The organism is Burkholderia sp. Bp8986, from assembly GCF_003854225.1.
Taxonomy (GTDB): Bacteria; Pseudomonadota; Gammaproteobacteria; order Burkholderiales; family Burkholderiaceae; genus Burkholderia.
On the sequence record NZ_QTQM01000002.1, the window covers coordinates 175,820 to 196,185 of the forward strand.

The following is a 20,366-nucleotide window of genomic DNA, read 5'->3' on the forward strand; positions in this document are numbered from 1 at the left end:
CGCGGCGCCGGCCGCATCCCGCGCGTAGGCCGGCGCGCGCCGCGCTAACCGCGCGGGTGGTGTTGCGCGTGCAGCGTCTTCAGCCGCTCGCGCGCGACGTGCGTGTAGATCTGCGTGGTCGAGATGTCGCTGTGGCCGAGCAGCAGCTGCACGACCCGCAGGTCGGCGCCGTGGTTCAGCAGGTGCGTCGCGAACGCGTGGCGCAGCGTATGCGGCGACAGGTGCGCGCGCACATCGGCCTGCTGCGCGTGGCGCTTGATGATGTTCCAGAACTGCTGGCGGGTCATCCCGTCGCCGCGCGCGGTCACGAACAGCGCGTCGGCCGCGCGCGCGCCGAGCAACGCGGGCCGCGCGTCGCGCAGATAGCGTTCGATCCAGCCGTGCGCGACTTCGCCGAACGGCACGAGCCGTTCCTTCGAACCCTTGCCCATCACACGCACGACACCCTCGTTGAGCCCGACCTCGACGGTCTTCAGCGTCACGAGCTCGCTCACGCGCAGCCCGCTCGCGTACATCAGCTCGAGCATCGTGCGATCGCGCAGGCCGAGCGGCGTGCCGATGTCGGGCGCGCCGAGCAGCGCTTCGACCTGCGCCTCGGACAGCGTCGACGGAAACCGCGCGGCCTGCTTCGCCGACGTGATCCGCAGCGTCGGGTCCGCGCTCGCGTGACGCTCGCGCACGGCCCAGCCGTAATAGCGCCGGAACACCGACAACCGCCGGTTCGACGACGTCGCCTTGCCGTCGCTGCGCGCGGCGATGTAGCCCGTCAACATCGCTTCGTCGGCCGAGTCAAGCGACGTGTCGTGCGTCGCGGCCAGCCATTGCGAAAACAGCGCCAGGTCGCGCCGGTACGCATCGAGCGTGTTGCGCGCGAGCCCATGCTCGAGCCACAGCGCATCGCAGAACACGTCGATCGACGCGCGGCTCGCGAGCAGCGCGGGCGATGCGGCGGCCGCGGCATCGCTGGCGTCGGACGCGGAATCGGAGTCGGAGTCGGGGGAAAGCAACGGTTCATTCATCAGTACGGCACGCCTTCATGCGCCAGCAGCCAGCGCTTCACTTTCTGGTAATAGCCATTGTCGTCGTGATTCGCGAAACCGCCGAGGCCGCCGGCCGCGACGACGCGATGACACGGGATCACGAGCGGGAAATAGTTCGCGCCGCACGCCTGGCCGACCGCGCGCGGCGCGCTGCCGATCCGCTTCGCGACCTGCCCGTAGGTCAGCACCGTGCCCGGCGGAATGTCGCTGATCACGTTCCACACGCGGTGCTGGAATGCACTGCCGACGTCGGCGAGCGGCAGGTCGAAGCGCGCCGACGCACGCTCGAAATAACGTTCGATCTGCTCGACCGCGCGCTTCGCGAGCGGCGAATCCGGATCGACCGACTTGACCGACTCGGGCAGATAGACGATCTCGCGCACCACCGCGGCATCGGTGCGGATGCCGACCTTGCCGAACGGCGCGTCGATGACTGCGTTGAACATGAACTTCTCCTGACCGGTGAAACACGCGGCGCCGCCGCGCGCCGACGACACTTTACGCCGCCTTCATGCGGCACGCAGCGCCCATTCGACATGCTCGCGCACGACCGGCGACGGATCGTCGGCCCGCGCGCGCAACGCGGCGACGATCGCGGTGCGCGCTTCGGGTGCGAGCCGATCGGTCGGCGCGCGCAACGCATTGCCGAGCCCGACCGCGAGATTGCGCAGCCAGCTTTCGTAACCGATGCGCCGGATCGCGCTGCCCTGCATCCGCGTGTCGAACGCGTCGGCGTCCCACGCGAACAGCTCGACGAGCGTCGCGCGGTCTAGCCCGTGCCGCACGTCGAAATCGGCGACGGGCGCGGCCTGCGCGAACTTGTTCCACGGACACACGAGCTGGCAGTCGTCGCAACCGTACACGCGGTTGCCGATCAGCGGCCGCAGCGGCTCCGGAATGCTGCCTTTCAGTTCGATCGTCAGGTACGAGACGCAGCGGCGCGCGTCGACGCGATACGGTTCGACGATCGCGCCCGTCGGGCACGCGCCGATGCAGCGCGTGCAGCTGCCGCAGTGCGCGCCGGGCGTCTCGGGCGCGCGCTCGGGCACCGTTTGCGCGTCGGTCGGCAGCGGCACGTCGACGTAGATTTCGCCGAGGAAGAACAGCGAACCCGCGTCGCGCTGCAGCAACAGCGTGTGCTTGCCGCGCCAGCCGACCCCGGCCTTCTGCGCGAGCTCGACCTCGAGCACCGGCGCCGAATCGGTGAACACGCGGTAGCCGAATGCGCCGATCTCGCGCTCGATGCGCTCCGCGAGCGTCTGCAGCCGGTTGCGCAGCACCTTGTGATAGTCGCGGCCGCGTGCGTAGATCGACACGACGGCCGCCTGCGGATCGTCGAGACGCGCGCGCTCGCGTGCGCGCCAGTCGTGCGGCGCGAGCGCGCCGGATGACGCATCGGGTGGGTCGGCGGCGAGCGTTTCGGCCGGCAGATAGGCGAGCCGCGCGGAAATCACGCGTCGCGTACCGGCCACAAGTTCGGCCGGCCGCGCGCGTTTCATCCCGTGTTTCGCCATATAATCCATTTCGCCGTGGTACCCGGCTTCCAGCCAGGCGGCGAGGCCTGCTTCGGCATCCGAGAGATCGGTATCGCTGATGCCTATCGCCCCGAAACCCAATTCGCGCCCCCACGCCCTGATGCGCGCGGCGAGCGCAGCCAACGTCGCATCATCGAGCGCGCACGGCGCCGCGCCTTCGGCACGAGTCGAAGGCCTGTCGGATGCGGCGAGTTCCGGTAATCGGTTCATCGCACTATTTTACGAGAATGCCAGCCACGTCCCATACGCCTCATGCCGACACGCTGCCCGCCCCGCTCGCGGAGCGCGTGATCGCACTCGCCGACGAAGCGGCGACCGAGGCCTTCGGCACCCGCTTCGCGCACGCGCTCGACGCGGCGCGTAGCGAACTCGCCCATGCACACGCGTTCAACGGGCTGCAGATCCAGCTGATCGGCGACCTCGGCGCGGGCAAGACGACCCTCGTGCGCGCGATCCTGCGCGGCCTCGGCCACCCGGGGCGCGTGCGCAGCCCGACCTACACGCTCGTCGAACCGTACGCGTTCGCGCGCGACGACGGGGAACTTGAGGTCTATCACTTCGATCTGTATCGATTCAACGATCCGGCCGAATGGTCCGATGCAGGCTTTCGCGAGTATTTCAATTCCAGCGCGATCTGCCTCGTCGAATGGCCGCAGCAGGCGGGCCCCCTGCTCGGCGTGCCCGATCTGGTTTTCTCGCTCGACGTGGATGGCGACGGCCGCGCCCTCACCGTCCGTGCGTACAGCGCTTCAGGAAAGGCATGTCTCGAAAGATGTTGATCAAACCGTTCCGCTCGATCGAATCGGCGGCCACCGCCACGCACAACTGGCGGCGCCGCCAGATCCTGTGCGCGGGCGCGTCGACGCTGGTGCTCGGCCTCGTCGCGCCGCGGCTCGCGCACGCGTCGTCGGTGCTCGGCGTGCGTGTATGGCCCGCGCGCGATTACACGCGCGTCACGATCGAATCCGACCAGCCGCTGCAGAATAGCCAACAGCTGCTGCAGGGTCCCGACCGGCTCGTCGTCGACCTGAACGGGCTCGACCTCGACCAGGCGCTGCGCGACCTCGTGTCGAAGATCGCGCCGAACGATCCGCAGATCCAGTCGGTGCGCGTCGGCCAGTATCAGCCGCACGTGGTGCGGATGGTGTTCGACCTGAAAGGCTCGGTGAAGCCGCAGGTGTTCACGCTGCCGCCGGTCGGCACCTACAAGTACCGGCTCGTGTTCGACCTGTATCCGGCCGTCGCGCCCGATCCGCTGACCGACCTGATCGCGCAGACGGAACGCAAGGAACAGGCGCTCAACGACACCGCGCGCGCGCAGCAGGTGCAGCCGCCGGGCGCGCTGAACGGGCCGGCGACGCCGCCCGTCGCGGGCAACGACAACAGCGACGCGTTCTTCCAGCGCTTCGCGCAGAACACGCCGGCCGCGCCGCGCACGCCGCCGGCCGCCGCGACGCCGTCTTCGCCTGCCACGCCCGCGAAGCCGGCCGTCAAGCCGCCGCCCGTCATCGCGCGCCGCGACGACAGCGAGGACGACGGCGATACCTACAAGTTCACCGCGCCGAAATCCGGCAAGGGCGGCACCGTGCGCCTGCTGACGGTCGCGATCGACCCGGGCCACGGCGGCGAGGATCCGGGCGCGATCGGCGGCGGCGGCACGTACGAGAAGCACGTGGCACTCGACATCGCGAAGAAGCTGCGCGCGAAGATCGACGGCGCGCCGAACATGCGCGCGATGATGACGCGCGACGCCGACTTCTTCGTGCCGCTGAACGTGCGCGTGCAGAAGGCGCGCCGCGTCGGCGCGGACCTGTTCGTGTCGATCCACGCCGATGCGTTCACGACGCCGTCCGCGCGCGGCTCGTCGGTGTTCGCGCTGTCCGACCACGGCGCGTCGAGCGCCGCGGCGCGCTGGCTCGCGAACAAGGAGAACTCGTCCGACCTGATCGGCGGCATCAACATCAAGACCCAGGACGCGGCAGTCAGCCGCGCGCTGTTCGACATGTCGACGACCGCGCAGATCCGCGATTCGCTGCGCTACGGCAACTACGTACTGAAGGAAGTCGGCGGCATCAACAAGCTGCACAAGGGCTCGGTCGAGCAGGCCGGGTTCGCGGTGCTGAAAGCGCCCGACATTCCGTCGATCCTCGTCGAGACGGCGTTCATCAGCAATCCGGAAGAGGAAAGCCGGCTGAACGACGACAGCTATCGCGACCAGATGGCCGACGCGATCTTCCGCGGCATCAAGCGTTACTTCGCCGCGAATCCGCCGCTCGCGAAGAGCCGGATGGCCTGACCGGCCACCCTTCCCCGCCGCCGGCACGCGCTGCGTGCCGGCGCGTCACGACGCCGCGAAGCGGCGCGCGAGCTTCCCGCCGAACACGTTCACCGCGAGCCCGCCCATCACGAGCGCGGCGCCGATCAGCTGCGCGTCCGTCAGATGCTCGTCGAGCAGCAGCGCCGACGACGCGAGCCCGACGATCGGCACCAGCAGCGAGAACTGCGCGACCTGGGCGGCCGGATAACGCGACATCAGGCGGCTCCACAAGCCGTAGCCGAGCAGCGTCGCGACGAACGCGAGATAGACCACCGCGAAGATCGACGCGCCGTTCAGCCCGAGCAGCGCGGCCTCGATCCGCTGCGGCCCCTCGAACCACAGCGACAGCAGGAAGAACGGCACCGGCGGCACGAGGCTCGCCCACACGACGAGCGACACCAGGTTGGCCTTGCCCAGCTTCTTCGTGACGATATTGCCGAACGCCCACATCGCGGCCGAGCAGAGGGTCAGCAGGAAGCCCGCGAGCGTCATCGCGCGGCCGCCCTGCGCAGCGATCACGACGAGTCCGGCCGCGGCGACCGCGAGCCCGACCAGGCTCTGCACGCGCAGCCGCTCGCCGAGGAACAGCATCGCGAACACCAGCGTGAAGAATGCCTGCGACTGCAACACGAGCGACGCGAGGCCGGCCGGCATGCCGACGTACATGCCGGTAAACAGGAGCACGAACTGGCCGAGCTGGATCGTCGCGCCGTACAGGATCAGCATGCGCCACGGAATCTGCGGCCGGCGCACGAAGAACACCGCGGGCACCGCGGCGAGCGTGAAGCGCAGCGCGCCGAGCAGCATCGGCGGCATGCCGTGCAGGCCGACCTTGATCACGACGAAGTTCATGCCCCACGCCAGGATCACGACCAGCGCGAGCAGCAAGTCCTTCGGGGCCATCATCGGCGTCTCCTCGATTTTGTCGGATGGTTTCCTGAACGCCGCTCAGTCTACCGAATTTCGCCGCGCGACCCGATACCCGCGCGGCGCACATGGAATCGGCGCCAGGCACGGCGCCGTGGACGCGCCGCACGACGCGTGCCTGCCCCGCGGCCGCATCGCGCGGCGGATATCCGGCTGCCCGTTGCACGCGTGGCCGCCGTGCCGCCAGTACAATGACCGGCATTCCTGCCGTTCCCCACGAGGCCCGCCATGACCGATCCGATCAAAGCCCTGCTGAAGCCGCACATCCGCGACATCGGCAACCTGCAGGTGCGCCGCACGCTGCCCGCGCTCGCCGCACGCCTCGTCGGCCCGTTCATCTTCTTCGATCACATGGGGCCCGCGACGCTGCCGGCCGGCACCGGCCTCGACGTGCGCCCGCATCCGCATATCGGGCTCGCCACCGTCACCTACCTGTTCGACGGCGCGATCCTGCACCGCGACAGCCTCGGCTCGCTGCAGGAGATCGTGCCGGGCGACGTGAACTGGATGACGGCCGGCCGCGGCATCGTCCATTCGGAGCGCACGCCCGACGCGCAGCGCGCGAGCGGCCACACGGTGCACGGGATCCAGACCTGGGTCGCGCTGCCGGTTGCCAACGAGACCACCGAGCCGTCGTTCGAGCACCATGCGGCCGACACGCTGCCCAAGCGCGACGAAAACGGCGTGTCGCTCACGGTGATCGCCGGCGACGCGTTCGGCCTGCGCTCGCCCGTCACGACGTTCTCGCGCACGCTGTACGTCGCCGCCGAATTCGCGGCCGGCGGCCACCTCGAACTCGACGCGTCGCACGAGGAACGCGCGGTCTACGTGGTCGACGGCGACCTGTCGATCGACGGCACGCCGGTGCCGGCCGAGCAGATGGCCGTGCTCGCACCGGGCGCCACCGTCACGCTCGCGAGCGGCAACGGCGCGCGCGCGATGCTGCTGGGCGGCGACAAGATCGACGGCGAGCGCTTCATCGAATGGAACTTCGTCGCCAGCAGCCGCGACGCGATCGAGCGCGCGAAACGGGCGTGGACGAACCAGGAAATGGGCAAGGTGCCCGGCGAAACCGAGTGGATTCCGCTGCCCGAGTCGAAGCCGCGTTGAAAAAGGGGCGCGCCACCCCCATCCTGACGACATTCGAACCGAAGAGAACGACATGGACACCACGCTTGCCACTTTCGAGAAAGACGTCATCGAGGCGTCGCTGGACACGCCCGTGCTGGTCGACTTCTGGGCGCCGTGGTGCGGCCCCTGCAAGACGCTCGGTCCGCTGCTCGAAAAGCTCGAAGCCGACTACGAAGGCCGCTGGAAGCTCGTGAAGGTGAACGTGGACGAGAACCAGGAGCTCGCCGCGCACTTCCAGACGCGCAGCATCCCGCACGTGATCGCGTTCGCCGACGGGCGCCCGGTCGACCAGTTCATCGGCGTGCTGCCGGAAGGCCAGTTGCGCGCGTTCCTCGACCGGCTGCTGCCCGCGCCCGACGAAGCCGAGCGCCGCGCCGCACAATACGCGATCGCCGAATCGCGCTACGACGATGCGATCACCCACCTCGAAGCGGCGCTCGCGCTGAACCCCGGCTTCGACGACGCGCGGCTCGACCTGATCGAACTGCTGCTCGCGAACAACCAGGTGGACGCCGCACACGCCGAGGCCGAACGCCTGTCGCCGCAGACCGTGCAGGGCACCGATCCGCGCTACCAGGCGATCAAGACCCGTTTCGATGCGCTCGACGCGACGGCCGACCTGCCGCCGACCGACGCGCTCGAGGCGCGCATCGCGGCGAACCCCGCCGATCTCGACGCACGCTTCGACCTCGCGCAGAGCCTGATCGCGCGCCGCGCGTACGAAGGCGCGCTCGAGCAGTTGCTGGAAATCGTGCTGCGCAACCGCGCGTATGGCGACGACCTCGGCCGCCGTACGATGATCTCGGTGTTCGAGCTGGCGGGCGATCGCCCGGAACTCGTCGCCGCGTGGCGGCGCAAGCTAAGCATGGCGCTCAACTGACGAACGAACGGCCGGGCCGCGATGGCCTGGCCGACTCGCCTCGTCGCGCGCGGCGGCTCCGCCGCGCCGCAACATTCCTTGGCGCGTCGCTCGACGCCGCGATCAACCCGCGGCCCGCGCCGCGATCGCCCGCAACGCATGCGCGGCGGCCGCGAAACCGAAGCTCGCGGTCACGCACACGCTCGAGCCGAACCCCGCGCAGTTGAGCCCCGCGACATGCGCGGCGGCGGACGGTTCCGCGCCATCCTCGATGTCGCACGCGGCCGCTTCCGGATAGATCAGCGGCTCGTCCGAATACACGGCGCTGACCTTGAAGCGCGCCTTCGGCCCGCGCGGAAAGCCGTGCTGCTTGCGCAGCTGCGCACGCACCTTCGACAGCAGCGGATCCTGGATCGTCAGCGCGAGATCGTCGATGCGGATGCGCGTCGGGTCGAGCTGCCCGCCTGCGCCGCCGACCGTGACGAGCGGCTGCCCTTTCGCGACGCACCACGCGATCAGCGCGACCTTCGTGCGCACGCTGTCGATCGCGTCGATCACGTAGTCGAAGCCCCCGCCGAGCAGCGCGTCGAAGTTGTCGGGTTCCGCGAAATCCTCGATGCGGTTCACGCGGCACGCGGGATCGATCAGCGCGATCCGCTCGGCCATCGCGTCGACCTTCGGCTTGCCGTAATTGCCGTCGAGCGCGTGGATCTGCCGGTTCGTATTGCTTTCGGCGACGTTGTCGAGATCGATCAGCGTCAGCATGCCGATCGCGCTGCGCGCGAGCGCCTCGGCCGTCCACGACCCGACGCCGCCGATGCCGATCACGGCCACGTGCGCGCCCTCGAACGCGGCGAGCGCCGGGGCGCCGTACAGCCGCGCGATGCCGCCGAAGCGGCGCTCGCGATCCACGTCAAGCTGGATTGTCGGGGTCGGGGTAAGATCAGAGGAACTGAGCGGGGCGGTGTCGGCAGCGGACATGGCAGCAAGGAAAACGTAAGTCGAGCAGCCCTCTATTTTGCCTGAACTCCCCGCCGGCACGCGCCACTGTGCACGCACGATTCTCGCGCGTTAGCTATACTGGCCCCAGATTGAAGCGTTCGCATAACATGACGACTCTCGCCGATCTCCGCATCAACTATTCGCGTGCTTCGCTCGACGAAGCCGATGCCGCCCCCGACCCCTTCGCCCAGTTCGATCGCTGGTTCAAGGAGGCGCTCGCCGCCAAGCTCCCCGAGCCCAACACGATGACGCTCGCCACCGTCGGCGACGACGGCCGGCCGTCGGCACGCATCGTGCTCATCAAGGCTGTCGACGAACGCGGGTTCGTCTTCTTTACCAATTACGAAAGCCGCAAGGGGCGCGACCTCGCCGCCCATCCGTACGCGGCACTGCTGTTCTACTGGATCGAACTCGAGCGCCAGGTGCGCATCGAGGGCCGGATCGAAAAGACCAGCGCCGACGAAAGCGACCGCTATTTCGCGTCGCGCCCGCTCGGCTCGCGCATCGGCGCGTGGGCGTCCGAGCAGAGCGCCGTGATCGACAGCCGCGCGACGCTCGAAGCGCGCGAGAAGGACGTGGCCGAACGCTACGGCGAGAACCCGCCGCGCCCGCCGCACTGGGGCGGCTATCGCGTCGTGCCCGACGCGATCGAGTTCTGGCAGGGCCGCCCGTCGCGGCTGCACGACCGCCTGCTCTATACGCGCGACGCCGCTGCGGCGTCGGGCTGGACGATCTCGCGCCTGTCGCCGTAAGCCGAACCGCGGCCGCGGTGCCGCTTGCCGGTCGTGTCTCGTGTTGCATCCGGGCGCCCGCCTCGCAGGAGGCGGGCGCCGGTCAAGATACTTGGCTGTATTCGATTCAACGAACAAACGGAGAATCCAAATGTTCTGGGAAAAGAAGCTGGCACAGTGGGCGGACGAAGTACGGGCGAAAGCGAACATACCGGCGCGCCTCGTGCTGTGGAACGGCGATCAACTCGATTTCGGCACCTTCAGCGCACCGCAGGTCACGCTGAAGGTCAACAGCGCGTCGGCGCTGCCGCTCTTGCTCGAACCGAGCCTCGACAATCTCGGCGAGGCGTACGTGAAGGGCAAGATCGACATCGAAGGCCGGCTGTCGGACATCATCAACATCAGCTATTCGCTCGCGCGCAGCACGGTCACCAGCGCGAGCAAGCTCGCGCGCGTGAAGCGCTACTTCAATCACACGAAGAACACCGACCGGAAGGCGATCCAGTATCACTACGACGTCTCGAACGAGTTCTACCAGCTGTGGCTCGACGAGAACATGGTGTACTCGTGCGCGTACTTCGAGAACGGCGACGAGGATCTCGCGACCGCGCAGATCAAGAAGATCGACCACATCCTGACCAAGATCCAGCTGGAGCCCGGCCAGCGCCTGCTCGACATCGGCTGCGGCTGGGGCGCGCTCGTGCTGCGCGCCGCGCAGAAGTTCGGCGCGACGTGCCTGGGCGTGACGCTGTCGCAGAACCAGTTCGATCTCGCGACCGCGCGCGTGAAGGCCGCCGGGCTCGAGGACAAGATCGAGATCCGCCTGCAGGACTACCGCGAGATCGACGGGCAGTTCGACCGCATCACGAGCGTCGGGATGTTCGAGCACGTCGGCCGCAAGAACCTGCCGCTCTATTTCTCACGCGTGCACGACCTGCTGACCGACGACGGCATCGCGATGAACCACGGGATCACGTCGACCGACGCGGAAAGCGGCGAAACGGCGCTCGGCGGCGGCGAATTCATCGACCGCTACGTGTTCCCGGACGGCGAGCTGCCGCACATCAGCCTCGCGCTCGAAGCGGCGCAGCGCGGCGGGCTCGAGGCGATTGACGTCGAAAGCCTGCGGCGGCACTATGCGCGCACGCTCGACATCTGGACCGAGAACTTCGAGGCGAAGGCGGACCAGGCGCGCGCGCTCGTCGACGACGAGAAATTCCGCATCTGGCGCGTGTACCTCGCCGGTTGCGCGTATGCGTTCGAACACGACGACGTGTCGATCTTCCAGATCGTGTGCCGCAAGGCCGGACGCAGCGCGAAAACGCTGCCGTGGTCGCGGCGCTACATGTACGAACACACGCTGCCGCGCTAGGCGGCACTTCACGCTGGGCATGCATGGGTGACGGCAGGACGCGGCGCAACACGCCGCCGCAACGACAGCAGCGCGACGAACCGGACGGATCGCACGCCGACGGGCAGTTCGACCTGTTCGGCGGCGCGGCGCCCGACGACGCGCGCGCGGGCGCGGCCGCGCCCGCGGATGGCGACAACGCTGCAGGCGCCGACGCACGCGTGACGCCGGACGAGCACGATACTGCGCGGCCGGCAAAGTCGCCCGCGCGCCCCGGCCGTGCATCGCCCCGCCCTTGCGCCGACCAGGAGCCGGCGGAACCGCCCCCTGCCTCCGGCCTGCTGTGGGACGAACCGTCTCCACCGGCCGCGCCGCCGAAGAAAAGCCGGCGCCGGCGCGGCGTGCCGCCCGCCCCGGTTTCCGCGGAAGTCGCCGCCGCCGCGGCCGCGCTGCCGCCCAATGTGCGGCTCGGCACGTCGTCGTGGTATTTCCCCGGCTGGGACGGCATCGTCTACGACGGCGATTTCGCGCAGACGAAGCTGTCGCGCGAAGGGCTCGAGGCGTACGGCGCGCATCCGCTGCTGAAGAGCGTAAGCCTCGACCGCTCGTTCTACGGGCCGCTGTCGGTGGCCGATTACCTGCGCTACGCGCAACAGGTGCCGGACGACTTCCGCTTCGTCGTGAAGGCGCCGGCGTCCGTCACCGACGCGGTCGTGCGCGGCAGGCGCGGCGAGCCGTCGGGCCCGAACCCGACCTTCCTCGACGCGCAGCTCGCGACCCGGGAATTCGTGCAGCCGTGCCTCGAAGGGCTCGGCCGGAAGGCCGGCGTGCTGGTGTTCCAGTTCTCGCCGATGCCCGATCAACTGCTCGCCGAGCCGGCCGCGCTGATCGACCGGCTGTCGGCATTCTTCGCGGCATTGCCGCCGCTGCCGCCGGACGCCGACGGCACGCGCTACGCGATCGAGATCCGCGACGCGAGCCTGCTCACGCCGCGCTTCATCCGCGCGCTCGCGGCGCTCGGCGTGCGCTACTGCGTCGGCCTGCACGCGCGGATGCCAGACCCGCTGCGCCAGGCGGCCGCGCTCGCGCTGCTCGACGGCGATGCGCCGGGCCCGCTGATCGTGCGCTGGAGCCTGCACGGCGGCTTCAAGTACGAACAGGCGAAAGCGAAGTACGAGCCGTTCGACAAGCTCGTCGACGAGGACCCGGCCACGCGCGCGGCGCTCGCCGAGCTGGCCGCGCGCTACGCGCTGGCCGGACAGCCGGTGATCATCACGATCAACAACAAGGCGGAAGGCTCCGCGCCGCTGTCGTGCCTCGCGCTCGCGCGCGAGATCGCCGCCGCGTGCGCGCACTGGCGCAGCGAGGCTGCGTAGGGGTCGCGGCGCGGGTGCCCGCGCCGCTTGCGGCTGACGCGCCGATTACGCGCCGCGCTGCGACTTCAGCCGGTGCGAGAACTTCTGGCGGAATTTCGCGAGCTTCGGCCCGATCACGACCGAGCAGTAGCCCTGCCCCGGATTGCGTGCGTAATAGTTCTGATGATAGTCCTCGGCCGGCCAGTAGTTGCCGTCGAGCGGCACGACCTGCGTGACGATCGGCTGCCCGAACACCTGCTCGCGCTCCAGTTCGCGGATCACGTCGAGCGCGACGTCGCGCTGCGCGTCGGAATGCGTGAACACGACCGACCGGTATTGCGTGCCGACGTCGTTGCCCTGCCGGTTCAGCTGGGTCGGATCGTGCGTCGCGAAGAAGATCTCGAGGATCTCGCGATAACCGATGCGCGCCGGATCGAACGTCACGTTCACGACCTCGGCGTGACCGGTGTCGCCGTCGCAGACGTCGCGATAGCCGGGATTGCGCGTATGGCCGCCCGCATAGCCCGACTGGACGGCCGTCACGCCGTCGACGTCGAGAAACACGGCCTCCGTGCACCAGAAGCACCCGCCGCCCACAGTCGCGGTTTCAAGCATCTCGTTCACCATGAAATCAGTACCTCGTTGAAGACGGCGGCCGGCACGCAGGCACGCGCCGGCGCCGCCGGTCCTTATCGTCGCTGCCCGGTTGCCCGGCGCGCAGCGGCAGCGTTCAAGTATCTCACTCGCGCGCGAATCCGGCAGAACCGCATGCGCGCCGCGCGCCACCGGCTGCGCGTTTCTCGACTACACTTAGGCACGCTTCGCCGCGACGGCACACCGTCCGGCTGCACGCAGCGTCCGATGCATGCCCGCCCTGATGCCAACAACATCCGCCGGAACATCGATATGCACGCCTCAGCAGAAATCGCCCGCATGACGGGCCCGGCCGCCGGTGCCCCGCGCGCCGTCGCCTTCACCGCACCCTCGCGTCACCGTACGCCCGTTGCGCCGCCTGCGCGACGATCCGGCGCGCCGCGTTTCCCCGCTTTCCCGACCTGATGCACCGCACCGCGCGTCCTGCAATCGCGCGCCACCGCCTTTGCATTCCCGTCACGCAACCTGTTCGACCCGCACGCCCGCAGTGAACGGCCGTGCGCCCGTGATCCGATACAACCGAGAGAGGCACCACGATGAGCATGCGGCCTGACCCGACCTTTCACGCTTCGCCGGAACTTGCGATGCAGGCGCCCGCGGAAGAGTTTGCCTATACGTTGTTGCTGAGCCCCGATTTTTCCAGGCCCGACGCGCTCGCCGTGATCGACGTGAAACCCGGCTCGGCGACCTACGGCAAGATCGTGCACACGGTGACGATGCCGAACACCGGCGACGAATTCCACCACTTCGGCTGGAATGCGTGCTCGTCGTCGCTGTCGCCGCTGACCGGTCACGCGTTTCTCGAGCGCCGCTTCCTGATCATCCCGGGCCTGCGCTCGTCGCGGATCTACGTGATCGACACGAAGCCGCACCCGACGCAGGCGCGTATCCACAAGATCATCGAGCCCGGCGAGGTGTTCGCGAAGACCGGCTATTCGCGGCCGCATACGGTTCATTGCGGCCCCGAGGGCATCTACGTGAGCACGCTCGGCGGCGCGGGCCCGGACGGCACCGACGGCGCGCCCGGCATCTTCATCATGGACTGCGAGACCTTCGACGTGCTCGGCCGCTGGGAAATCGACCGCGGCCCGCAGGACAAGCATTACGACTTCTGGTGGAACCTGCCGCGCGACTACATGGTGTCGAGCGAATGGGCGCTGCCGCCGCAATTCGAGAACGGCATCGTGCCGGAAGACCTGCTCGCGAACCGCTACGGCCACCGGCTGCATTTCTGGGACCTGCGCGCGCGGCGCAACGTGCAGACGATCGATCTCGGCGCGCAGCACCAGATGGCGCTCGAAGTGCGGCCCGCGCACGATCCGGTGCGCGAATACGGGTTCGTCGGCGTCGTGGTCGACACGACCAATCTCGAAGGATCGATCTGGACCTGGTGGCGCGAGGACGGCCGGTTCCATGTGGAGAAGACCGCGACGATTCCGCCCGAGCCGGCCGCCGCCGACGAACTGCCGCCGCTGCTCCAGGGATTCGGCGCGGTGCCGCCGCTCGTGACCGACATCGACCTGTCGCTCGACGACCGTTTCCTGTACGTATCGTGCTGGGGCACGGGCGAGATGCGTCAGTACGACGTGTCGGATCCGCGTCACCCGGTGCTCGCCGGGTCGGTGCGCATCGGCGGGATCGTGCGCCGCGCGCCGCACTCGAACGGCCGCGCGTTCGCCGGCGGCCCGCAGATGGTGGAAATCAGCCGCGACGGCCGGCGCGTGTACTGGACCAACTCGCTCTACTCGACGTGGGACGACCAGTTCTATCCGGACGGCGTGCCGGCCGCGCAGGTGCTCGCGCATGCGGGGCCGGACGGCGGGCTGACGCTCGCCGACGACTACTGGGTCGAGTTCCCCGACGGCTATCGCGCGCACCAGATCCGGCTGGAAGGCGGCGACTGCTCGACCGACTCGTTCTGCTATCCGTCGGTCAAGCGTTGAGCGCCGGCCTCTCCGCGCCGCTCGCGCTGTGGGCGGCCGTGCTCGCGAGCGGCGTCTATCACGGGCTCAATCCGGCGATGGGCTGGCCGCTCGCGGTGTCGAACGCGTTGATGACGCGCCGCGGCGGCGCGCTCGTCGCGGCGCTCGGCTATCTCGCGCTCGGCCATGCGCTCGCGGTATTCATGGTGATGCTGCCGTTCGGGCTGCTCGCCGCGCTGCTTGCATGGCAGTCGGCGATCCGGATCGGCGCGAGCGCGCTCGTGATCGGCTTCGGCGCGGTGCTGCTGATCCGGCGGCGCCACCCGCGTGCGCTCGCGCGGATTCCGCCCGCGCGGCTCGGGCTGTGGTCGTTCGCGGTCGCGCTCGCGCACGGCGCCGGGCTGATGCTGGTGCCGATCTATCTGGGGCTTTGCGGGCTCGACACGGACGCCGGCGATCGCGCGGCGGCCACGCTCGTCGACGCGCATCTCGGAATGGCGCTCGTCGTCGCGGCCGTGCACGCGGCCGCGATGATCGGCACGGGCGGCGTGCTCGCGTGGCTCGTGTACCGCTATCTCGGGCTGAAGTTCGTCGCGCGGAGCTGGTTCAACCTCGATGCGGTGTGGGCGTCGAGCCTGATCCTGACGGGTGTGCTGTCGCTCGGGCTGGCGGCGGCGCGGTAGCGCACGCGCGGCGGCTGCCGCGCGGGATTCATGGCGTGGCGGATGGCCTGCCGCATGGGCGGGCCACCGACCGCGCGCGATAAAACACGCCAGAAACGCCGCCGCCGGCCCGATCGCGGCGCCGCGCGACTGTGTTCGCTACCTCACGCTGGCCCCGCAATGCACCGTCCGCACGGGCCCGGCGGTCGCGATTCCGCTAAAATCGCGCCATGCGCACCACTTCCCGACCGACCGCCCTGGCCTTGCCGCCTTTCGTCCGCCGCGCCTCCCGCACCCGCCGCGCGCCGCGCCTGTCCGTTTCGATCCGGATGGCCGCCCGATGAAGCATGCCACCCCGCCCGATTTCGACTCGGCCGCCTTTCGCCAGGCGCTCGGCCAGTTCGCGACCGGCGTCACGGTCATCACGACGCGTGCGCCGTCCGGGCAGTTGATCGGCATCACCGCGAGCTCGTTCAACTCGGTGTCGCTCGATCCGCCGCTCGTGCTGTGGAGCCTCGCGCACAAATCGGCGTCGACGCCGGTGTTCCGCAGCAACAGCCATTACGTGGTGAACGTGCTCGCGGCGTCGCAGCTCGACCTGTGCAAGCGCTTCTCGACCTACAAGGGCGACCGCTTCGAAGGGATCGCGCACGCGGCCGGCAACTCGGGCATGCCGGTGCTCGACGGTGCGCTCGCGTGGTTCGAATGCCACAACCGCAGCCGCTACGACGAAGGCGACCATGTGATCTTCGTCGGCGAAGTGGAACGCTGCGGCGTGCGTGCCGTGTCGGATGCCGCTCCGCCGCTCGTGTTCCACGGCGGCGGCTTCCACGGCCTCACACCGCTTTGATCGCCCCCATGCGCGCCAGCCCGACCGGCGCGCCCGCTTCGTCCTTCAGCGTCTGCAGCACGATGTTCGAACGGATGTCCATCACGCCCGGCGCCTTGTAGAGCCGGTTCAGCACGAAATCCGAATAGTGCTTGAGGTTGTGCGCGAGCACGCGCAGCAGGTAGTGGCTCTCGCCCGTCACGACGAACGCGCCGACCACCTCCGGCCATTCGCGCAGCGCCTCCGCGAAGCGCTCGTGCCATTGATTCTCTTCGTTGCGCATCGACACCTGCACGAACGCCTCGAGCTCGAAGCCGAGCTTCTCGCGGCTCAGGCACGCGCGATAGTGCTCGATCACGCCCTGCTCCTCGAGCAGGCGCATCCGGCGCAGACAGGCGGATGGCGAAAGCGAGATGCGTTCCGCCAGATCGAGATTGCTGATTCTGCCCTCTTCCTGCAGGACCGCCAGAATCCGGCAGTCGGTGGCATCGAGCGTGATCGCGTGCATTTTTGGTCCCCGTTTTCCCTCTGAGTCGAATTATCTGCCAATCGGGCGGATTGTCCATGTTTATTTCGCAAGCACTTTCTGCGAGCGTCCACCTATCATTCGAAGCATCGATTCACCGACTCGTCATGCCATGGACACACTCTGGGACATCTCGCCGCCCGTCAGCCCCGCCACCCCCGTGTGGCCGGGCGACACGCCGGTTTCCGTCGAACGCGTCTGGCGGATGGAGGCCGGCTCGCCGGTCAACGTCGCGCGCCTGACGCTGTCGCCGCATACCGGCGCGCACTGCGACGCGCCGCTTCACTACGACGCCGACGGCGCGCCGATCGGCGCGGTGCCGCTCGACACCTATCTCGGCCCGTGCCGCGTGATCCACTGCATCGGCGCATCGCCGGTCGTGCGTCCGGCCGACCTCGGGGCCGCGCTCGCCGGCGTGCCGCCGCGCGTGCTGCTGCGCACCTATGCGCGCGCCAGCGTCGCGCAATGGGACAGCAGCTTCTGCGCGGTCGCGCCCGAGACCGTCGACCTGCTCGCCGCGCACGGCGTCAAGCTGATCGGCATCGATACGCCGTCGCTCGACCCGCAGGAATCGAAGACCATGGATGCGCATCACCGCGTGCGCACGCACCGGATGGCGATCCTCGAAGGGATCGTGCTCGACGACGTGCCGCCCGGCGACTACGAGCTGATCGCGCTGCCGCTGAAATTCGCGACGCTCGACGCGAGCCCCGTGCGTGCGGTGCTGCGCGCGCTGCCCGGCCGGTCCTCCTGATTCATCCAACCATCGACCCGCGAACCACTCGTCCGCGAACTACTGACCCGACATCATGATCATCAAGACCCGTGAAGACGCGCTCGCCCTCGACCGCGACGACCCGCTCGCCGCGCTGCGCGACCAGTTCGCGCTGCCCGACGGCGTGATCTATCTCGACGGCAACTCGCTCGGCGCGCAGCCGCGCGCATCGGCCGCCCGCGCGCAACAGGTGATCGGCGCCGAATGGGGCGAAGGCCTGATCCGCAGCTGGAACACCGCCGGCTGGTTCGCGCTGCCGCGCCGCCTCGGCGACAAGCTCGCGACGCTGATCGGCGGCGCGCCCGGCGAAACCGTCGTGACCGACACCATCTCGATCAACCTGTTCAAGCTCCTGTCGGCGATGCTGCGCCACCAGGCCGAACGCGCGCCGGAGCGCCGCGTGATCGTGTCGGAGCGCTCGAACTTCCCGACCGACCTGTACATCGCGCAAGGGCTGATCGAACAGCTCGGCGGCGACTACGAGCTGCGCCTGATCGACGATCCGGCGGACCTGCCCGACGCGCTCGGCGCGGACACGGCCGTCGCGATGATCACGCACGTGAACTACCGCACCGGCTACATGCACGACATGCCGGCCGTCACGCAGCTCGTGCACGATGCGGGCGCGCTGATGCTGTGGGATCTCGCGCATTCGGCCGGCGCGGTGCCGGTCGACCTGAACGGCGCGCACGCGGACGGCGCGGTCGGCTGCACGTACAAGTACCTGAACGGCGGCCCCGGTTCGCCGGCCTTCGTGTGGGTGCCGCGGCGCCATCTCGCGCATTTCTCGCAGCCGCTGTCGGGCTGGTGGGGCCATCGCGCACCGTTCGCGATGCAGCCGGGCTTCGCGCCCGATCCGGGCATCGCGCGCTTCCTGTGCGGCACGCAGCCGATCGTGTCGATGTCGATGGTCGAATGCGGGCTCGACGTGTTCCTGCAGACCGACATGCACGCGATCCGCCGCAAGTCGCTCGCGCTGACCGACGCGTTCATCGCGCTCGTCGAAACGCGCTGCGCGGGCCTGTCGCTGAAGCTCGTCACGCCGCGCGCGCATCACCAGCGCGGCTCGCAGGCGAGCTTCGAGCATCCGCACGGCTACGAGGTGATGCAGGCGCTGATCGCGCGCGGCGTGATCGGCGACTACCGCGAGCCTTACGTGCTGCGCTTCGGTTTCACGCCGCTCTATACGCGCTTCGTCGACGTGTGGGATGCCGTCGAGACGCTGCGCGACATCCTCGCCACCGACGCGTGGAAGGCGCCCGAGTTCGCCGAGCGCGGCGCGGTGACCTGACCGCTTCCAGCCCGGCGCGCGCCGCCGCGACGTGCGGATTGCGCGCCGCGCCCCGTCATTCAAATCTGGAGAAAGTCGTGAATTCTGGTCATATTCAGCCACCCGGCGACGATGCGCCGGCGGGCTGCCCGTTCTCGGGCGCACGCGCGGCCCAACCGGCTCATGAAGCGCCGCACGTGCCTGGCGAAGCCACCGCTCAAGCCGGCTGGCACGATGCGCAGCTCGATTTCTCGAAGTCGATGAGCTACGGCGACTACCTGTCGCTGAACGCGATCCTCGACGCGCAGCATCCGCTGTCGCCCGATCACAACGAGATGCTGTTCATCATCCAGCATCAGACGAGCGAGCTGTGGATGAAGCTCGCGCTGTTCGAGCTGCGCGGCGCGCTCGACGCGGTGCGCGGCGACGCGCTGCCGCCCGCGTTCAAGATGCTCGCGCGCGTGTCGCGGATCCTCGAGCAACTCGTGCAGGCGTGGAACGTGCTGTCGACGATGACGCCGTCCGAGTATTCGGCGATGCGGCCGTATCTCGGCCAGTCGTCGGGCTTCCAGTCGTACCAGTACCGGCAGCTCGAATTCCTGCTCGGCAACAAGAACGTGCAGATGCTGCAGCCGCATGCGCACCGGCCCGACATCCTCGAACAGGTGCGCGCGACCCTCGAGGCACCGTCGTTCTACGACGAGGTCGTGCGCCTGCTCGCACGGCGCGGTTTCCCGATCGCGCCGGAACGGCTCGAGCGCGACTGGACACAGCCGATGCGTCACGACGAAACGGTCGAAGCCGCGTGGCTCGAGGTCTATCGTCACCCGCAGCAGCACTGGGAGCTCTACGAGATGGCCGAGGAACTCGTCGATCTCGAGGATGCGTTCCGCCAGTGGCGCTTCCGCCACGTGACGACCGTCGAGCGCATCATCGGCTTCAAGCAGGGCACCGGCGGCACGAGCGGCGCGCCGTATCTGCGCAAGATGCTCGACGTCGTGCTGTTCCCCGAGCTCTGGCACGTGCGCACCACGCTGTAACGCATCGCCTCGCGCCCGCGCGTCACGACGACGTGCGGGCCGGCGCCTCCCCTTCGCGCGGCAACGCGCGTTCGTGTGCACGCCGCGGAATGTGCCGCCGCAGCCGGCGCCGCCGGCTCGCGCAAGGGCCGGGCACGCACGGGATCGGCCTCGCGCCGTCCGCGTGCGGGATCCGATGCCGACGCGGTCGCCGCGTTTCCGACGGGCCGACGGGCCGACATATCGACGTGCGGACGAGCCGACGAGCCACCGGGACGATCGCCGGCATATCGCCATATCGTTGCGGCGCCGCACCATCCGCTACTCACGCTCACCGTGTTCCGACGGCGTCACGGCACCCTGCCGGGGCGGCCAGCACGCTCGCTGCTCGACGAACTCGTCACATCGATGCGCGACGGACGCTGACGCCTTCCGCCTTCCGCCCCCGCTTCCGCCCCGCC

General features: G+C 69.1%; 20 protein-coding genes. 13 read left to right on the forward strand and 7 right to left on the reverse strand.

The features are described 5' to 3' along the window. Positions 1 to 44: 44 nt before the first annotated feature. The 3 genes from xerD to queG all read right to left on the reverse strand — a co-directional run bounded on the left by xerD (position 45) and on the right by queG (position 2,785). A complete protein-coding gene (gene xerD, locus DID99_RS02760; RefSeq protein ID WP_185733726.1) occupies positions 45 to 1,019 on the reverse strand; it encodes a site-specific tyrosine recombinase XerD in 975 nt (324 codons plus the stop codon). Further along, positions 1,019 to 1,486: a methylated-DNA--[protein]-cysteine S-methyltransferase gene (locus DID99_RS02765; protein WP_124486964.1), complete on the reverse strand. Its 468-nt coding sequence runs from the start codon at positions 1,484 to 1,486 to the stop codon at positions 1,019 to 1,021. Before DID99_RS02765 ends, xerD begins: the two co-directional genes overlap by 1 nt. A gap of 63 nt (positions 1,487 to 1,549) precedes the next feature. After that, on the reverse strand, positions 1,550 to 2,785 hold the full coding sequence (gene queG, locus DID99_RS02770) for a tRNA epoxyqueuosine(34) reductase QueG (protein ID WP_124666031.1): 1,236 nt from the start codon (positions 2,783 to 2,785) through the stop codon (positions 1,550 to 1,552). Between the two features lie 17 nt (positions 2,786 to 2,802). Between queG and tsaE the strand changes: the two genes are divergently transcribed. Together tsaE and DID99_RS02780 are read left to right on the forward strand one after the other, a co-directional pair. After that, entirely contained in the window at positions 2,803 to 3,354 is a 552-nt protein-coding gene (tsaE, locus tag DID99_RS02775) for a tRNA (adenosine(37)-N6)-threonylcarbamoyltransferase complex ATPase subunit type 1 TsaE (protein WP_044848561.1), read from the forward strand. Continuing rightward, positions 3,336 to 4,871, forward strand: coding sequence for an N-acetylmuramoyl-L-alanine amidase (locus DID99_RS02780; protein ID WP_124522990.1), 1,536 nt, complete (start codon positions 3,336 to 3,338; stop codon positions 4,869 to 4,871). Before tsaE ends, DID99_RS02780 begins: the two co-directional genes overlap by 19 nt. Before the next feature lie 45 nt (positions 4,872 to 4,916). Here DID99_RS02780 and DID99_RS02785 read toward each other — a convergent pair whose 3' ends face one another. Beyond that, on the reverse strand, positions 4,917 to 5,795 hold the full coding sequence (locus tag DID99_RS02785) for an EamA family transporter (RefSeq protein ID WP_185733727.1): 879 nt from the start codon (positions 5,793 to 5,795) through the stop codon (positions 4,917 to 4,919). A gap of 252 nt (positions 5,796 to 6,047) precedes the next feature. On the opposite strand from DID99_RS02785, the gene DID99_RS02790 reads away from it, so the two are divergent. Both DID99_RS02790 and trxA read left to right on the forward strand, forming a co-directional pair. Then, positions 6,048 to 6,929: a pirin family protein gene (locus DID99_RS02790; RefSeq protein ID WP_124570665.1), complete on the forward strand. Its 882-nt coding sequence runs from the start codon at positions 6,048 to 6,050 to the stop codon at positions 6,927 to 6,929. A 52-nt stretch (positions 6,930 to 6,981) separates the two neighbouring features. Then, on the forward strand, positions 6,982 to 7,830 hold the full coding sequence (trxA, locus tag DID99_RS02795; RefSeq protein WP_124666033.1) for a thioredoxin: 849 nt from the start codon (positions 6,982 to 6,984) through the stop codon (positions 7,828 to 7,830). A 102-nt stretch (positions 7,831 to 7,932) separates the two neighbouring features. Here the strand turns inward: trxA and tcdA are convergent, their stop codons facing one another. Continuing rightward, a complete protein-coding gene (gene tcdA / locus DID99_RS02800) occupies positions 7,933 to 8,790 on the reverse strand; it encodes a tRNA cyclic N6-threonylcarbamoyladenosine(37) synthase TcdA (protein WP_124666034.1) in 858 nt (285 codons plus the stop codon). Positions 8,791 to 8,918: 128 nt separating this feature from the next. Here tcdA and pdxH point away from each other — a divergent pair, with 128 nt between their 5' ends. The 3 genes from pdxH (at position 8,919) to DID99_RS02815 (ending at position 12,269) form a co-directional block, all read left to right on the forward strand. Then, positions 8,919 to 9,563 (forward strand): pyridoxamine 5'-phosphate oxidase, encoded by a 645-nt coding sequence (pdxH, locus tag DID99_RS02805; RefSeq protein ID WP_044848555.1) that lies wholly within the window; start codon positions 8,919 to 8,921, stop codon positions 9,561 to 9,563. Between the two features lie 130 nt (positions 9,564 to 9,693). Next, the gene (locus tag DID99_RS02810; protein WP_124486959.1) at positions 9,694 to 10,914 is read left to right on the forward strand and encodes a cyclopropane-fatty-acyl-phospholipid synthase family protein; all 1,221 of its coding nucleotides are present in this window, start codon (positions 9,694 to 9,696) and stop codon (positions 10,912 to 10,914) included. A gap of 23 nt (positions 10,915 to 10,937) precedes the next feature. After that, positions 10,938 to 12,269: a DUF72 domain-containing protein gene (locus tag DID99_RS02815; RefSeq protein ID WP_124666035.1), complete on the forward strand. Its 1,332-nt coding sequence runs from the start codon at positions 10,938 to 10,940 to the stop codon at positions 12,267 to 12,269. Between the two features lie 45 nt (positions 12,270 to 12,314). On the opposite strand, the gene msrA is transcribed toward DID99_RS02815, so the two are convergent. Next, positions 12,315 to 12,875, reverse strand: a complete 561-nt coding sequence (gene msrA / locus DID99_RS02820) for a peptide-methionine (S)-S-oxide reductase MsrA (protein ID WP_044844456.1) — start codon at positions 12,873 to 12,875, stop codon at positions 12,315 to 12,317. A 563-nt stretch (positions 12,876 to 13,438) separates the two neighbouring features. Between msrA and DID99_RS02825 the strand changes: the two genes are divergently transcribed. The 3 genes from DID99_RS02825 to DID99_RS02835 all read left to right on the forward strand — a co-directional run bounded on the left by DID99_RS02825 (position 13,439) and on the right by DID99_RS02835 (position 16,336). Continuing rightward, positions 13,439 to 14,845 (forward strand): selenium-binding protein SBP56-related protein, encoded by a 1,407-nt coding sequence (locus DID99_RS02825; RefSeq protein WP_124666036.1) that lies wholly within the window; start codon positions 13,439 to 13,441, stop codon positions 14,843 to 14,845. Continuing rightward, positions 14,842 to 15,507 carry a hypothetical protein gene (locus DID99_RS02830; RefSeq protein ID WP_124666037.1) on the forward strand — a complete coding sequence of 222 codons (666 nt, stop codon included), beginning with the start codon at positions 14,842 to 14,844 and terminating at the stop codon, positions 15,505 to 15,507. Before DID99_RS02825 ends, DID99_RS02830 begins: the two co-directional genes overlap by 4 nt. Positions 15,508 to 15,826: 319 nt before the next feature. Then, on the forward strand, positions 15,827 to 16,336 hold the full coding sequence (locus DID99_RS02835; RefSeq protein ID WP_044844459.1) for a flavin reductase family protein: 510 nt from the start codon (positions 15,827 to 15,829) through the stop codon (positions 16,334 to 16,336). Here DID99_RS02835 and DID99_RS02840 read toward each other — a convergent pair. Next, entirely contained in the window at positions 16,323 to 16,823 is a 501-nt protein-coding gene (locus DID99_RS02840) for an Lrp/AsnC family transcriptional regulator (RefSeq protein WP_044844460.1), read from the reverse strand. The genes DID99_RS02835 and DID99_RS02840 overlap by 14 nt on opposite strands. Before the next feature lie 130 nt (positions 16,824 to 16,953). Between DID99_RS02840 and kynB the strand changes: the two genes are divergently transcribed. From kynB to kynA, 3 genes are all read left to right on the forward strand, one after another. After that, entirely contained in the window at positions 16,954 to 17,595 is a 642-nt protein-coding gene (gene kynB / locus DID99_RS02845; RefSeq protein WP_124666038.1) for an arylformamidase, read from the forward strand. 55 nt (positions 17,596 to 17,650) lie between these two features. After that, the gene (gene kynU, locus DID99_RS02850; protein ID WP_409333442.1) at positions 17,651 to 18,907 is read left to right on the forward strand and encodes a kynureninase; all 1,257 of its coding nucleotides are present in this window, start codon (positions 17,651 to 17,653) and stop codon (positions 18,905 to 18,907) included. A gap of 92 nt (positions 18,908 to 18,999) precedes the next feature. After that, a complete protein-coding gene (kynA, locus tag DID99_RS02855) occupies positions 19,000 to 19,926 on the forward strand; it encodes a tryptophan 2,3-dioxygenase (RefSeq protein ID WP_044844544.1) in 927 nt (308 codons plus the stop codon). The last annotated feature ends 440 nt before the right edge of the window (positions 19,927 to 20,366 follow it).

Excerpts from the sequence above, each read along its gene's own strand:
- xerD (WP_185733726.1), bottom strand. The coding sequence starts at position 1,019 with ATGAATGAACCGTTGCTTTCCCCCGACTCCGACTCCGATTCCGCGTCC.
- DID99_RS02765 (WP_124486964.1), bottom strand. The coding sequence starts at position 1,486 with ATGTTCAACGCAGTCATCGACGCGCCGTTCGGCAAGGTCGGCATCCGC.
- queG (WP_124666031.1), bottom strand. The coding sequence starts at position 2,785 with ATGAACCGATTACCGGAACTCGCCGCATCCGACAGGCCTTCGACTCGT.
- tsaE (WP_044848561.1), top strand. The coding sequence starts at position 2,803 with ATGCCAGCCACGTCCCATACGCCTCATGCCGACACGCTGCCCGCCCCG.
- DID99_RS02780 (WP_124522990.1), top strand. The coding sequence starts at position 3,336 with ATGTCTCGAAAGATGTTGATCAAACCGTTCCGCTCGATCGAATCGGCG.
- DID99_RS02785 (WP_185733727.1), bottom strand. The coding sequence starts at position 5,795 with ATGGCCCCGAAGGACTTGCTGCTCGCGCTGGTCGTGATCCTGGCGTGG.
- DID99_RS02790 (WP_124570665.1), top strand. The coding sequence starts at position 6,048 with ATGACCGATCCGATCAAAGCCCTGCTGAAGCCGCACATCCGCGACATC.
- trxA (WP_124666033.1), top strand. The coding sequence starts at position 6,982 with ATGGACACCACGCTTGCCACTTTCGAGAAAGACGTCATCGAGGCGTCG.
- tcdA (WP_124666034.1), bottom strand. The coding sequence starts at position 8,790 with ATGTCCGCTGCCGACACCGCCCCGCTCAGTTCCTCTGATCTTACCCCG.
- pdxH (WP_044848555.1), top strand. The coding sequence starts at position 8,919 with ATGACGACTCTCGCCGATCTCCGCATCAACTATTCGCGTGCTTCGCTC.
- DID99_RS02810 (WP_124486959.1), top strand. The coding sequence starts at position 9,694 with ATGTTCTGGGAAAAGAAGCTGGCACAGTGGGCGGACGAAGTACGGGCG.
- DID99_RS02815 (WP_124666035.1), top strand. The coding sequence starts at position 10,938 with ATGGGTGACGGCAGGACGCGGCGCAACACGCCGCCGCAACGACAGCAG.
- msrA (WP_044844456.1), bottom strand. The coding sequence starts at position 12,875 with ATGGTGAACGAGATGCTTGAAACCGCGACTGTGGGCGGCGGGTGCTTC.
- DID99_RS02825 (WP_124666036.1), top strand. The coding sequence starts at position 13,439 with ATGAGCATGCGGCCTGACCCGACCTTTCACGCTTCGCCGGAACTTGCG.
- DID99_RS02835 (WP_044844459.1), top strand. The coding sequence starts at position 15,827 with ATGAAGCATGCCACCCCGCCCGATTTCGACTCGGCCGCCTTTCGCCAG.
- DID99_RS02840 (WP_044844460.1), bottom strand. The coding sequence starts at position 16,823 with ATGCACGCGATCACGCTCGATGCCACCGACTGCCGGATTCTGGCGGTC.
- kynB (WP_124666038.1), top strand. The coding sequence starts at position 16,954 with ATGGACACACTCTGGGACATCTCGCCGCCCGTCAGCCCCGCCACCCCC.
- kynU (WP_409333442.1), top strand. The coding sequence starts at position 17,651 with ATGATCATCAAGACCCGTGAAGACGCGCTCGCCCTCGACCGCGACGAC.